A 12,302-nucleotide genomic window follows, 5' to 3' on the forward strand; every position below is an offset into this window, starting at 1 on the left:
TCGGGCAAGGACTTGATCACGCGGGGCTTCGCGCCGACAAGCCGGCGATGACCGACCCCCAGACCCGCCCTGCCCCGACCGTTCCCGAACGGCTCCGCACCGACGCGGAGATCGACGCCGCCTTCGCCGAGGCCACTCATCCGGACACGCCGGCGCGGCGCGCCGTCCCGCTGCTCTGCGCGGTGCTAGGCGTTCGCCCCGGCCGCGCCGATGCGTTCCGGCTGCTGCGCGGGCACCTTGAGGCGCTGGGCGATCCGCAGGCGGCCGCTCGCGCCGCGGAGTTCGCCGCGAAGGCCGAGACCGATCATCCCGCGCTCCGCCGGGCGCTGGCCGCGCTCGAGGCGGGACAACCCGCGATGGCGGCGGCGGCGCTCAACCCCTTCCTGGCCGAGCGGCCGGAAGACCCGGTCGCGCTCCGGCTGCTCGCCCTGTGCGCGAAGGCGGGCGGGCAGTCTGGCGAGGCGGCGGCGCTGCTGCGCCGCGCGCTCGACGCCGACCCCGACTATGCCGACGCCCGGCGCGCGCGGGTCGACGCGCTCGTCGCGGTGTCGCGCCACGCCGAGGCGCTCGAGGAGCTCGACCGGCTGATCGGGAGCGAGACCGACACCGTCGAGCTGCGCGCGGTCCGGGCCTCGGTGCTCAAGCGGCTGCGGCGCAGCGACGAGGCGCTGGCGGCGTACGAAGCGCTGCTCGCGGAACGCGCCGACGACCCCGAGCTGCTGATCGACCGAGGCAACGCGCGCCGCGACGCGGGCGACGCCGCGGGTGCGGTCGCGGACTACCGCGCGGCCGCCGCGCTCCGTCCGACCTCCGGCCGGGCCTGGCTGTCGCTCGCCGACATGAAGACCGCGCCACTGACGGATGCGGACATCGACGCGATGGAAGAGGCGCTGCTCGCCGACGAGATCGGGCCGGAGCCGCGGTCGGCGCTGCACTTCGCCGCCGGGCGAGCGCTGGAGACCGCGGGTCGGCACCGCGAGGCCTTCGCCCATTATGCGTCGGCGAACGCGCTCCACCGCCTCGCCGAACCCTATGACGGCCGCGCGCTGGAGGGACATGTCCGACGCACGATCGCGCTGGTGGAGGCGTCCGCCAACGCCCCGACGATGCAGCCGCCGCGGCGGGGCGGAACGCCGATTTTCATCGTCGGGCTGCCGCGTTCGGGCTCGACCCTGATCGAGCGGATCCTATCGGCGCATCCGGAGATCGAGGCGACCGAGGAGCTGCCGCACATCCGCGCGATCGCGAACGATCTGTCACGGGGCGGCGATTATCCGCTGGGCGTCGCTTCGCTTCCGCCGGAGGAGCTCGACCGATTGCGCGGGCGCTACCTGGATCGCGCCGCCGCGCAGCGACGCGAGGGCGCGGCGTTCTTCGTCGACAAGGCGCCGGCCAATTGGCAGCATCTGCCGCTGATCGCGGCGATGTTCCCCGATGCGCGGATCGTCGACGCGCGGCGCGATCCGCTCGACTGCGGCTTCTCCAATTATGCGCAGCGCTTCGGACGCGGCCATGACTTCGCTTATTCGCTCGCCGCGATCGGTCATTACACGCGCGAGTATCGCGCGGCGATGGCCGCGGTCGACCGCGCCTGGCCCGGACGGGTCCACCGGGTCGAGCACGAGACGTTGCTCGACACCCCCGAAACGGAGATTCGGCGCCTGCTGGCGTATATCGGCGTTGCCTGGGACCCGCGCTGCCTCGCCTTCCACGAGCAGGGCGACCGTGCCTTCAGCGCCAGCAGCGAGCAGGTCCGCCGACCGCTCAACCGCGAGGGGGTGGGCCGCGCGGCGCCGTTCCGGCCGTGGCTGGGGATCTTGGAGCGGGTGCTGGAGGCCTGACCCGTTCGCCTCCGCACGCGGGAAGGCGAAGTCAGCGCGATTTCACCTTGGTATAGGGGGTGAAGTCGGTGAACAGGCACGCCCCCGAGGGGATCGTGCTTCCCGGCTCGATCATCCGGAAGCGGTCGCCTGAGCAGATCTCGCCCCCGAACACCTCGACGACCAGCGTGTTGAACGGACGGAGCGCCGGGCAGGCTCCGCGGGGGCCGGTTCGGTAGAGGCGGGCGCCGTCGCGGTAGAGGATCGTCGTCGCATCGACGATCGTGGGGCCGTCGCTCGCCGTGCCGAGCGAAATGCAGCGCTGCGGCGTCCCGGCGATCCGCCCCTCGAGCGGGTCGTGGTCCGCCGCCACCAGCAGGAGGCCGGCAAGCGAAGCGGTGGCGACGGCGCGCCTCACCGCGGCGTGTACGGGACGAACTTGCCCAGGGCGCAGGCACCCCCTGCCGCGCCGGTAAGCGGATCGACCACCTGGACGATATCGCCTTCGCAATATTGCGACGAAGGCGAGCGGAAGACGAGGGCCTGGCGCGGCCCGCCGGCCTCGCAGCCCGGCGTCATCTGATTGACGTAGGTCAGCCGCGAACTCGGCCGGAAGATCAAGCGGCTGCCGGCCACCCGGAAATCCTCGGTGCGGCCGCGGATCAGGCACGAGATCGGCTTCCCTGCGATGCGTCCGTCGGTGGCGCGGGCGAGCGCTTCGGCGTCCTTCGTCCGATCCGCGGACGCGGCGGGAGCGGCGGCGAGGGCCGCGAGCGACAGGACAATCGGCATCCGCATCGTCACACCTTTCGAACCTCACCGACGCGAACGCTTTAGAAGGCGTCTTTCTCCGTGCGCAGCCGACCGAGTTCGGCTGCGGACCCCGCGCGCAGGAAGGGGTTGGTCGCGCGCTCCTCGCCGATCGTGGTCGGCACCGTCGCCTCGCCCGCCGCCCGCATCGCCTCAACCGCGGCCAGCCGCGCGGCGATCGCGGCGTTGCCGGGTTCGGCGTGGCGGGCGAACCGCGCATTCGAGAGCGTGTATTCGTGCCCGCAATAGACCAAGGTGCTGTCCGGGAGCGCGGCGTAACGCTCCATATTGCCCCACATGTCGTCGGCAGAGCCCTCGAACAGCCGGCCGCAGCCCATCGCGAACAGGGTGTCGCCGGTGAAGATCGCCGCGTCGTCGGCGAAGTGGAAGGCGATATGTCCCTGGGTATGGCCGGGCACCGCCATCACGGTCGCGATCGACTCGCCCAGGTGCACCGTGTCGCCCTCGCCCACGCCGTGGTCGAGCCGCCCGATCTTCGCGCGTTCGGCCTCCGGCCCCAGAACCGGGGCGCCGATCTCGGCGTTGCCGCCGACGTGATCGGGATGCCAATGGGTGTTCCAGACCGCCGTGATCGTCCAACCGCGATCCTGCGCGGCGTCGAGCAGCGGCTGCGCCTCGCCCGGGTCGAGCGCCGCGGTCTTCCCCGTCGCGGCGTCATGGAGCAGCCAGGCGTAATTGTCGCTCAGGACGGGCACGCGGACGACCTCGAGCGCCATCACCAGCTCCCGGTATTGGGCATCGACGCCCAGGGCTCCTGCGGCGGCAGCACGCCGTCCTGCAACAGCTCGATCGAGATGCCGTCGGGCGTCTTCACGAACGCCATGTGCCCGTCGCGCGGCGGGCGGTGGACGATGTGGCCGGCGTCCATGATCCGCTGGCACGTCTCGTAGATGTTCTCGACGCGGTAGGCGAGATGGCCGAAGTTGCGCCCGCCGGTGTAGGCTTCGGGCGGCTCGCCCTCCGCGGGCCAGTTATAGGTCAGCTCGACCTCGGCGTTGGCGCGCTCGCCGGGTGCGTTCATGTCCTCGGGCGTGGCGAGGAAGATCAGCGTGAAGCGCCCCGCTTCGCTCTCCATCCGCCGGACTTCCTTCAGACCGAGCAGTTCGAAGAAGGCGATGGTCGCGTCGGGATCGGCGACCCGGATCATCGTGTGAAGATACTTCATGCGCGCCTCATGCCTCGGGAGCGGGGATGGTTCCGACCACGTCCGCGACCGCACGGATCAGCAGCGCGATGTCGGCGTCGCGCGACAGGCGGTGGTCGCCGTCCTTGACCAGCCAGGTCTGGACATCGGCGGACGTGAGCAGCCCGGCGAGATGGGGCGAATGATGCCACGGCACGTCGCCGTCGCGCTGGCCGTGAAGCAGCCGGACCGGGCCGTCGAACGCGATCGGTCCGCCGAGCACCCGGTTCGCCTCGCCCGACGACCAGAAAGCGCGCGTGTAGAGCGTCGGCTCCGGGCCGTAAGGATTGGGGCGGCGGACTGCGCCTTCGCGCAGCAGATCGAGCTTCTCGTCCTGAGTGAAGCCCCAGTCGGTGAAGTCGGGCGCGGCGGCGACGCCGACCAGCCCGACCACGCGATCGGGCCGCGCCTTGGCGGCGAGCAGCATCAGCCAGCCGCCCATCGACGAGCCGACGAGCACGACGGGGCCTTCGACCAGCTCATCGAGTGCGGCGATCACATCGCCCAGCCAGTCGGCAAGCGTCTGCTGCGCGAACTCCCCCTCGCTCTCGCCGCAACCCGCGTAATCCATCCGCAGGAAGGCTTGGCCGGAATCCCGCGCCCACGCTTCGAGCGCGAGCGCCTTCGTCCCCGTCATGTCGGAGGCGTAGCCGGGCAGGAACACCACCGTCGGCGTCGCGCCGGGCGTGTGGCGGTAGGCGAGGCGGGGGCGTTCGGTCATCGCCGGTGCGATATGGCCGCCGACGGCGCCCCGGCAAGTCCCTTGCGGCGGAGCTGTCAGCACGCGCCATCGCCGCGTCGACCCGAGCGGACCTGGCGTTGACGCAACTTGGGCAATTCCCCCATGACTTCCGATGAAGCAGACTCCGGCGCACGGCCATCCGGAGGACAGCAATCGCGCCGGCCTTGCACTTCTCAGAGGATCGAGACGCCATGACCCGACTCGTGAATGACGCGGACGCGAACATCGAGCTTGCCACGAGGATCGGCAAGCTGAAGTTCGAGGATGTCGATACCGCGGACGACGGCTACGCCGAACTCGATTATATCGACTACAAGGGTTTTACTTGGTCCAACGGCGGCGTGCTCGACGCGCCACGGATCTATCAGGACGCTCTCAACTCGGGCTTCATTCTCGGCGCGATCTCGGGCGATCAGGTCCTGTTCAACCGCTTCGGCGCGTCGATGACGATGGCGTACAACGGGACGTTTGACGTGAAGTCTTTCTACGCCACTGCGGCGTGGAACATCGAGATGACGTTCGAGCTGAAGGGGTATCGCGACGGCGTCGTCGTCTATGACAAGACGTTCGCCATCGACGACCGGGAACCGTCGCTGATCAAGCCCAAGTTCGACGACGTCGACAAGATCGAGCTGATCCCGCTCACCTCGGTCCACGACGACGACCAGCGTTACTACGGCAATCAGGTCGTGATCGACAATCTGGTGATCAAGGACGTGAATGGGAGGGAAGTCGCGCCCGAGCATGCTGCCGCCTTCTCGCAAGCGGGTCATGCCTTCGCGAACGAGGATGCGGCGGGGCCACTCGATCTCGCCGCCATGTCCGCGGGTCACCACGCGATGCAGCCGATAATCGCGCTCGCCTGACGCCCCGCCGCGTTAGCCGAGCAGGTCGGCGGCGAGGAGGAGCAGCAGCTTGACGTCCATCGCCAGCCCCTCGGCGCGCTTTGCCTCGACGAAGGACGCGATCTCGGCGAGGGGGACGCGGTGGACGACGATATCCTCGCCGTCGTGACCGCCGCCCTCGCCGACCTTGGTCAGCCCCTCGGCACGGAGCAGCGTGAAACCTTCGGTCACCATCCCGGGCGAAGCGTGGAAGTGGCCGAGCGGGACCATGCGCGCGGCATGGTAGCCCGTTTCTTCCTCGAGCTCGCGCGCGGCGGCGGTCTCGACGCCCTCGCCTTCGCTCTCGTCGCCGACGAGGCCGGCGGGCAGTTCGAGGCAGCGGCGGCCGAGCGGCACGCGATATTGGTCGACGAGGATCACGTGATCCTCGTCGTCGATCGCGAGGATCACCGCCGCCTCGATGCCGCGGGTCCGGCTCGCGAACTCCCAGCGGCCGCGCCGCTGCGCCTTGACGAACTTGCCTTCCCACATCGTCTCGAGCGGGACGTCGTGGTCGGTCATAGTTCGATCAGTCGGTCGGGAAGTTCGTTGCGGTCGTCGTCGGCGCGAGGGAAATGTTCGGCGAGCACGACCCCGATCTGGCGGACCGCCTCGGCCATCCCGTCGCCGGGCCGCCCCTGCTTCACCGCCGCGACGAGCGCCGCCATCGCCTCGCCCCAGACGTCCGCGGAAACTTTGGAGTGGATCGCCGAATCGGCGATCAGCTCGGCACGACGTTCGTCGAGGCTGAGATACAGGAGTACCCCGGTCGCCCCCGTCGTGCGCTTCTCGGCCGCGGTGCGGAACAGGTCGAGGGCGCGGGCGCGGACCCGCCGCGCCTTGGTCGCGGCCGGTGTCAGCGCCAGCCGCACACCCATCGGCTGAAGCGCATAACGGCCGGCGAGGAAGGCGGCGGCGGCGAGCACCAGCGCGATCGTCAGCAGCGAGCGGGGCGAGGCGGGTTCGCCCCAGGGATCGTGGATCAGGGCGTCGATCCGCTCCGCGATCGCAGGAGCGGCGGAGAGCAGCGCCAGCACCGTCAGCATCGCCAGCACGCCCGCATGCGCCGCCACGTCGTTATATTTGTCCGATCGCCGCGCGACGACGGTCACGATCTCGCCTGCGGTGGCGAGTTCCGCCTCCGCCACCGCGGTGGTGACCGCGGCGTGATCGTCGGGCGAGAGCCGCATCACCAGCTCCCCGAGGCGCCGCCGCCCCCGAAGTCGCCGCCGCCCCCGCCGGAGAAGCCGCCGCCCCATGACCCGTCGCTGCCACCGCCGCCCCAACCGCCGCCCGAGCCACCACCCCAGCCGCTCGATCGGCCGCCACCGCGAAAGGCGCCGTTCGCCACCTCGTTGGCGATTCCCCACAGGATGACGTTGCCGAGCCCGCCGCCGCCGCCGCGGTAGCGCTGCCCGCCACCCCCACGCTTTCGCGCCATCGAGAGCACGACGAACCCGATCACGAACAGCCAGAAGATCAGCCCGAGCGGGAACCCGCCGCCACTGCGCGACGAGGTGCGACGCTGGTGCTGAGCGTTGAAGTCCTTGACCGCGGCGTCGAGCCGCGCCTGCGCTTCCTCGGGCGAGGCGCGCAGCTGCTTGACGATCGCGTCCGCGCCCGCGGTCATCGCGCCGGGCACGTCGCCGCTTTTGAGGAGCGGCATCATGTCCCGGTTGATGATCACGCTCGACAGCGCGTCGGTCAGCACCGGCTCCAGGCCGCGCCCGACCTCGATCCGCGGGCCACGCTGGCCGGGCGGGTTGTTGGGCGCGATGAACAGGATCGCGCCATTATCGACGTCCTTCAGCCCGACGCCCCAGGCGCGGCCCAGCTTGTAGCCGTATTCCTCGATCGGATAACCTTGAAGGTCGCCGATCGTCGCCACCACCAGCTGACGCTTGGTATCCTTCTGCAACGCTTCGAGCTTGGCGGTGAGATCGGCCTTCGTCGCTTCCGGGAGGACGTTCGCGTCGTCGACGACGAGCCCGCCGAACTTGGGAAAGGTCTGCGCGGCGACGGGGAAGGCGAGGAGCAGCGCCGCGAACAGCGCCACGATCCACGCCCAGCCGCCATGCCGACGCGACGTTGGGGCGTGCGCCACGCGGACCTCAGGCGCCGAAGTTCACCTTGGGCGCGGTGTCGGCCCCCGGCGTCGTCGCCTGGAACGGGACCATCGGCTTGGCGCCGTAGAAGATCTTCGCGCCGACCGCAGCCGGGAAGGTGCGGATCGTGGTGTTATACTGCTGGACCGCGGTGTTGTAGTCGTTGCGCGCGATCGTGATGCGGTTCTCGGTGCCTTCGAGCTGGCTCATCAGCGTGGTGTAGTTTCCCTGGCTCTTGAGCTCGGGATAGGCTTCCTGGAGCCGCTGGAGCGACAGCGTCACCGCATTCTGCGCGCGTTCGAAGTTCGCGACCGCGGCCGGATCGGTCAGCTGCTCGCCCGACAGCTTCACCTGGCTGGCGGCGCCCCGCGCCTGCGTCACCTGGACCAGGATGTCCTTCTCCTGCGCGCCCGCGGCCTTCACCGTCGCGACGAGATTGGGGATCAGGTCGGCGCGGCGCTGATACTGGTTCTGGACGTCGGCCCAGCGCGCCTTGGCGTTCTCCTCGGCAGTCGGAATGCTGTTGATCCCGCAGCCCGCGAGGCTGACGGCGAGCATGGAGACGGCAACGGGTCGGAACATGGGTTTCGATCCTTGATAAGGTCCTGTGTCGCTCATGTAGGACACCCACCCGGCTTGGCGAAAGAGGGCAAACGTGATTAATCTTTGCTCGCCACGAACGGAGGACATGCATGCTCAAGGAATTCAAGGCCTTCATCATGCGCGGCAACGTGCTGGATCTCGCCGTCGCGGTGATCATCGGCGCCGCATTCGGCAAGATCGTCACCTCGCTGACCGAGGACGTGCTGATGCCGCTGATCGGCAAGATCTTCGGCGGGCTCGATTTCTCCAGCTATTTTCTCGTCCTCTCCCCCGAGAAGGTGCCCGCCGCGCTCCAGGGATCGAGCGACTATGCCGCGCTCAAGAAGGCCGGCGTGCCGCTGCTCGGCTACGGCGAGTTCATCACCCAGGCGGTGAATTTCGTGATCGTCGCGTTCATCATCTTCCTGCTGGTGCGCAGCATCAACAGACTGATGGCGCTCGCGGCGCGCCAGCAGGCCGAGGCCGACGCCGTGCCCGCCGCCGATCCCGCGGACATCGTGTTGCTGCGCGAGATCCGCGACGAGCTGAAGGCGCGGCGGGCGGCCTAGCGCCACGTCGTCCGGCACGAGGAGCGCGGCGGCTACGCCGCCGCCAGCTCGCTCGCATTCGCGTCGGCGAGACTTGTCCCGTCGAGGATGCGCGCCGTTTCGTCGCGGACGCGCAGCATCGCCAGCCGGATCGCGCAGGTCGCCTCGTCCGCGCAATCCTTGCACGGGCGATAGGCGGTCCGGCTGACGCAGGGGACGAGCGCGAGCGGGCCTTCGATCACGCGAATGATCTCGCCGAGCGAGATCAGGTGTTCGGGGCGCGACAGGATATAGCCGCCCATCTTGCCGCGGTGGCTGTGGAGCAGGTTCGCGTCGCGCAGATCGGCGAGGATCAGCTCCAGGAACTTGCGCGGCACATTCGCCCCGGCGGCGATCCGATTCATCGGCGTGGGCGGGCCTCCGGCGGGCTGATCGGCGAGGAACAGCATGGCCCGGAGCGCGTAGCGGGAGCGCTGGGTCAACATTTGTCATCCCCTATGCCGAAAAAATGGGGCGAACGAAAGGCGTTTGCACCCCCGGTCCGCACATCCTATATCCGGCCCGTCGGTTTCGGCCGGCTATGGCGATAAATCGTCGCGTGAAATAGATGCATCGGACCCGGGGGCAGTACCCGGCGGCTCCACCATCTCCGGCCTTCAAGCTCCTTCCAGGGCTGTGGCGACCGGGCATGACGGGGCCGAACCAGGATCGACGTGTATTGAAAGGCGCGGCCTTCGCTCGGAATGGGACCACCGCAACGGCCCATTACACAAGTGCCAACGATAACGAAGCACTCGCGATTGCGGCGTAACTGAGGGCCTCACGGCCTAAGGTTACTCCAAGATAGCGCGGTTCGGACCCCACCGGGCAACAGAAGGGGAAACCAGCGGTTCGGGAGGCACCGGGCAACAGAAGCCTCCCACTCTCCCCCCTTTTCGCACCATGCCTTCGCCGGTTCCGGCCGCGTGTTCGTCGCTCCGTCGCGCTCGTGTGTGCGCTTCGTCGCCGCTCCGACCTTCCCGTCTCGCGACCCGCGCCGGCGCCGCCCGCCGCGGATATCCGGTCCTCACGCCGCCAATCCCGGCGAGACCCCAACGATATCGGAAGGACCGATCCCATGAACAAGCTCGCGTTCGCGCTCGCCGCCGCCGCCGTGACCACCGTCACCGTCACCGCGATCACCGCCACTCCCGCCGCCGCGCAGGACCGCGCGCCCTTCACGGGGCCGCGCGTCGAGGCGAACGTCGGCTACGACGATCTCCACTCGAAAAGCGTTCCGGCCGAGCTCGCCACGGTCGACGGCCTGCGCCTCGGCGCAGCCGCCGGCTACGACCTGGCGCTCGCCCCGCGGGTCGTCGCCGGCGTCGAGGCGGGGCTCGGCTTCACCGTCGCCGGCACGACTCGCGCGACGATCGTGGGGACGACCGCGACCGACCGCTTCCGCCTCGCCAACGGCCGCGACATCGACGTCTCGCTGCGCCTCGGCTACGTGGTCGCGCCGCGCACGCTGCTCTACGTCAAGGCCGGCTGGGCGAACAGCGAGGCGCGCGTCCGCCTCGACCACACGGTCGGGACCACCGTCACCACCACTCGTGCCAACGGCATCGACAACGGCGTCCGCCTCGGCGCGGGCGTGGAGCAGATGCTCGGCGATCACGCCTATGCCAAGGCCGAATATCGCTACACCACCTACGGTGAGGGCGTGGACCGCCATCAGGCGCTGGTCGGCGTCGGCTATCGCTTCTGATCAGCCCGGGGGCCGCGCGGCGGCCTCGCAGGCGAGCAAAGGAGCTGCTCGGGTGCAAGCGAGTGTCGCCGAAAAGCCGGCCGGGCGCTTCCCACCGGGCGCGAGAGCGCGTAAACTCCGTCGCAAACAGCAACGGAGAGCATCATGGCGACTGCGGCCCTCGATCGCATGGACACCGGCTACGCACCCGGTGAGTGGGAGGCGCGGGTCGATCTCGCCGCGGCGTACCGGCTGGTCTCGCTTTACGGGTGGGACGATCTGATCTTCACCCATCTCTCCGCCCGGGTGCCCGGGCCCGAGCACCATTTCCTGATCAATCCTTATGACATGATGTTCGAGGAGATCACCGCCTCGTCGCTGGTCAAGATCGACGTCGCGGGCAATCCGGTCGGCCCGACCACCCACCCGGTCAACCCGGCCGGATTCACGATCCACTCCGCGATCCACATGGCGCGCGAGGACGCCGCGGCGGTGATGCACCTCCACACGCCGCACGGGCAGGCGGTGTCGGCGATGGAATGGGGGCTGTTGCCGCATACCCAGACCGCGATGATCGCCGGGCACGACATCGCCTATCACGACTATGAAGGGATCGCGACCGATCTGGAGGAGCGCGAGCGCCTGGTCGCCGACATGGGCGACAAGAGCGTGATGATCCTGCGCAACCACGGCACGCTCGCGGTGGGCGATTCGGTCGGCGCGTGCTTCGTGCGGCTCTATTTCCTGGAGCGCGCGTGCGAGGCGCAGGTGCTGATGCTGTCCGCGGGGCGCGAGAACCTCAACACGCCGCCACAGGGCGTCGAGGAGAAGGTCGCCGGGCAGAGCAATCCCAAGGGGATGGGCAAGCTCGCCGAGAAGCTCGCCTGGCCTGCGCTGCTCCGCAAGCTCGACCGGATCGATCCGGGCTACCGCGACTGAGGCGTCGTCGGGCACCTGCCGTGACGGGCGCGCGATCGGGGTAGCCCTGCGCGGCGATGGTCAGGCGTCCGTGCGCCGCCAGAGCGGGGCGAGGCTCAGCAGATAGCCCACCACCGCGCTGCCCCCATAGCCGATCACGGGCGTCGGGTTGTTGGCGACGGTCGCCGCGGTCAGCGCGGCGAGCCAGAAGGCACCGAAGACCGCGACGGGCGCGCGCCCCCGCTCGGCCCGCAGCCCGACCACGGCCGGGATCAACAGCACTCCCGCACCAGCCAGCGCCGCCGCTCCGGCGAGGGTCCCGTCGAGTGCGGTGCGCAGGACATGCTCGACGAAGGGCTGCGGCGGCAGCGGATCCGCACGCGCGAGCGTCATCATCAGGCCGACAAGGCTCGCAGCAAGCGCGCCGAGCGTCAGTCGATCTCGCCGGAAGCCGGCGAGCGTAGCCAGGCTCGCGACGAGGACCGCCGCCATCCCGCGATCGGGCTGGACCGCCAGCCCGCCTGCCGCAAGCGCGAGGCCCGCCGCCCTTCCAGCGCTCGGCGCTCGTGCGAAGGCGACGACGGCGATGGGGAGCAGCACGAAGGCGGGCTCCACCAGCAGTCCGGGCAGACTGATCCAGCGTGCGACGCCGTCCAGCCTGACCCCGAACAGCCCGGTCGCCAGGAGGATCGGTCCCGCAAGGAGAGCGACCGCATCGAACCCGCGCCCTGCGCGACCCCCGAGGACCGTGACGAGCGCGATCAGCGCGAAGCCGATCGCCAGCGCGCCTGCGTTGATCGCCACGAACCGCTGGGGCGCGCCCGCAAGCGTCAAGGAGAGCAGCCCCAAGCCCGTCGCCAAGACCGCGCCGGCGATCCCGAGCAAGGGGGAGGAGGGGGCGAATCGGCGCTGCACGGCGACCTCGATGACGGTGCGGCCATCATCGCAGCCGGGGTATCGCCG

16 protein-coding genes and 1 other RNA gene are annotated in these 12,302 nt (G+C 69.8%); 6 read left to right on the plus strand and 11 right to left on the minus strand.

The features are described 5' to 3' along the window. Positions 1 to 47 precede the first annotated feature (47 nt). Entirely contained in the window at positions 48 to 1,841 is a 1,794-nt protein-coding gene (locus tag AC4GYY_RS11915) for a tetratricopeptide repeat-containing sulfotransferase family protein (protein WP_491120794.1), read from the plus strand. Positions 1,842 to 1,872: 31 nt separating this feature from the next. Here the strand turns inward: AC4GYY_RS11915 and AC4GYY_RS11920 are convergent, their stop codons facing one another. From AC4GYY_RS11920 to AC4GYY_RS11940, 5 genes are read right to left on the minus strand one after another with little or no spacing between them, the layout of a single operon-like run. Then, positions 1,873 to 2,238 (minus strand): hypothetical protein, encoded by a 366-nt coding sequence (locus AC4GYY_RS11920; protein ID WP_491120795.1) that lies wholly within the window; start codon positions 2,236 to 2,238, stop codon positions 1,873 to 1,875. Further along, the gene (locus tag AC4GYY_RS11925; RefSeq protein WP_491120796.1) at positions 2,235 to 2,618 is read right to left on the minus strand and encodes a hypothetical protein; all 384 of its coding nucleotides are present in this window, start codon (positions 2,616 to 2,618) and stop codon (positions 2,235 to 2,237) included. The genes AC4GYY_RS11920 and AC4GYY_RS11925 overlap by 4 nt, the downstream gene beginning before the upstream one ends. Before the next feature lie 35 nt (positions 2,619 to 2,653). Further along, positions 2,654 to 3,367 (minus strand): hydroxyacylglutathione hydrolase, encoded by a 714-nt coding sequence (gloB, locus tag AC4GYY_RS11930; RefSeq protein WP_491120797.1) that lies wholly within the window; start codon positions 3,365 to 3,367, stop codon positions 2,654 to 2,656. Beyond that, the gene (locus tag AC4GYY_RS11935) at positions 3,367 to 3,816 is read right to left on the minus strand and encodes a VOC family protein (protein WP_491120798.1); all 450 of its coding nucleotides are present in this window, start codon (positions 3,814 to 3,816) and stop codon (positions 3,367 to 3,369) included. The genes gloB and AC4GYY_RS11935 overlap by 1 nt, the downstream gene beginning before the upstream one ends. 7 nt (positions 3,817 to 3,823) lie before the next feature. Beyond that, positions 3,824 to 4,555: an alpha/beta hydrolase gene (locus AC4GYY_RS11940; protein ID WP_491120799.1), complete on the minus strand. Its 732-nt coding sequence runs from the start codon at positions 4,553 to 4,555 to the stop codon at positions 3,824 to 3,826. A gap of 212 nt (positions 4,556 to 4,767) precedes the next feature. Here AC4GYY_RS11940 and AC4GYY_RS11945 point away from each other — a divergent pair, with 212 nt between their 5' ends. Beyond that, entirely contained in the window at positions 4,768 to 5,442 is a 675-nt protein-coding gene (locus AC4GYY_RS11945; RefSeq protein WP_491120800.1) for a hypothetical protein, read from the plus strand. Between the two features lie 12 nt (positions 5,443 to 5,454). Here the strand turns inward: AC4GYY_RS11945 and AC4GYY_RS11950 are convergent, their stop codons facing one another. Genes AC4GYY_RS11950 through AC4GYY_RS11965 form a run of 4 tightly spaced genes read right to left on the minus strand, consistent with a single transcriptional unit; the run spans position 5,455 to position 8,147 of the window. Further along, positions 5,455 to 5,982, minus strand: coding sequence for an NUDIX hydrolase (locus AC4GYY_RS11950; RefSeq protein WP_491120801.1), 528 nt, complete (start codon positions 5,980 to 5,982; stop codon positions 5,455 to 5,457). Beyond that, a complete protein-coding gene (locus AC4GYY_RS11955; protein WP_491120802.1) occupies positions 5,979 to 6,650 on the minus strand; it encodes a TPM domain-containing protein in 672 nt (223 codons plus the stop codon). Before AC4GYY_RS11955 ends, AC4GYY_RS11950 begins: the two co-directional genes overlap by 4 nt. Continuing rightward, positions 6,650 to 7,564 carry a TPM domain-containing protein gene (locus tag AC4GYY_RS11960; protein WP_491120803.1) on the minus strand — a complete coding sequence of 305 codons (915 nt, stop codon included), beginning with the start codon at positions 7,562 to 7,564 and terminating at the stop codon, positions 6,650 to 6,652. The genes AC4GYY_RS11955 and AC4GYY_RS11960 overlap by 1 nt, the downstream gene beginning before the upstream one ends. A gap of 7 nt (positions 7,565 to 7,571) precedes the next feature. After that, positions 7,572 to 8,147, minus strand: a complete 576-nt coding sequence (locus AC4GYY_RS11965) for a LemA family protein (RefSeq protein ID WP_491120804.1) — start codon at positions 8,145 to 8,147, stop codon at positions 7,572 to 7,574. Positions 8,148 to 8,257: 110 nt separating this feature from the next. On the opposite strand from AC4GYY_RS11965, the gene mscL reads away from it, so the two are divergent. Next, entirely contained in the window at positions 8,258 to 8,716 is a 459-nt protein-coding gene (mscL, locus tag AC4GYY_RS11970) for a large conductance mechanosensitive channel protein MscL (RefSeq protein ID WP_491120805.1), read from the plus strand. Positions 8,717 to 8,748: 32 nt separating this feature from the next. Here the strand turns inward: mscL and AC4GYY_RS11975 are convergent, their stop codons facing one another. After that, positions 8,749 to 9,180, minus strand: coding sequence for an RrF2 family transcriptional regulator (locus tag AC4GYY_RS11975; protein WP_491120806.1), 432 nt, complete (start codon positions 9,178 to 9,180; stop codon positions 8,749 to 8,751). A gap of 39 nt (positions 9,181 to 9,219) precedes the next feature. Between AC4GYY_RS11975 and ssrA the strand changes: the two genes are divergently transcribed. From ssrA to AC4GYY_RS11990, 3 genes are all read left to right on the plus strand, one after another. Continuing rightward, positions 9,220 to 9,580: a transfer-messenger RNA gene (ssrA, locus tag AC4GYY_RS11980) on the plus strand. A gap of 232 nt (positions 9,581 to 9,812) precedes the next feature. Next, positions 9,813 to 10,442, plus strand: coding sequence for an outer membrane protein (locus AC4GYY_RS11985; RefSeq protein ID WP_491120807.1), 630 nt, complete (start codon positions 9,813 to 9,815; stop codon positions 10,440 to 10,442). 144 nt (positions 10,443 to 10,586) lie between these two features. Beyond that, complete coding sequence (locus AC4GYY_RS11990) at positions 10,587 to 11,360, plus strand: class II aldolase/adducin family protein (protein ID WP_491120808.1); 774 nt, start codon at positions 10,587 to 10,589, stop codon at positions 11,358 to 11,360. 60 nt (positions 11,361 to 11,420) lie between these two features. On the opposite strand, the gene AC4GYY_RS11995 is transcribed toward AC4GYY_RS11990, so the two are convergent. After that, positions 11,421 to 12,254, minus strand: coding sequence for a hypothetical protein (locus AC4GYY_RS11995; protein WP_491120809.1), 834 nt, complete (start codon positions 12,252 to 12,254; stop codon positions 11,421 to 11,423). Between the last annotated feature and the right edge of the window lie 48 nt (positions 12,255 to 12,302).

It is taken from the genome of Sphingomonas sp. SP6 (assembly GCF_058313435.1).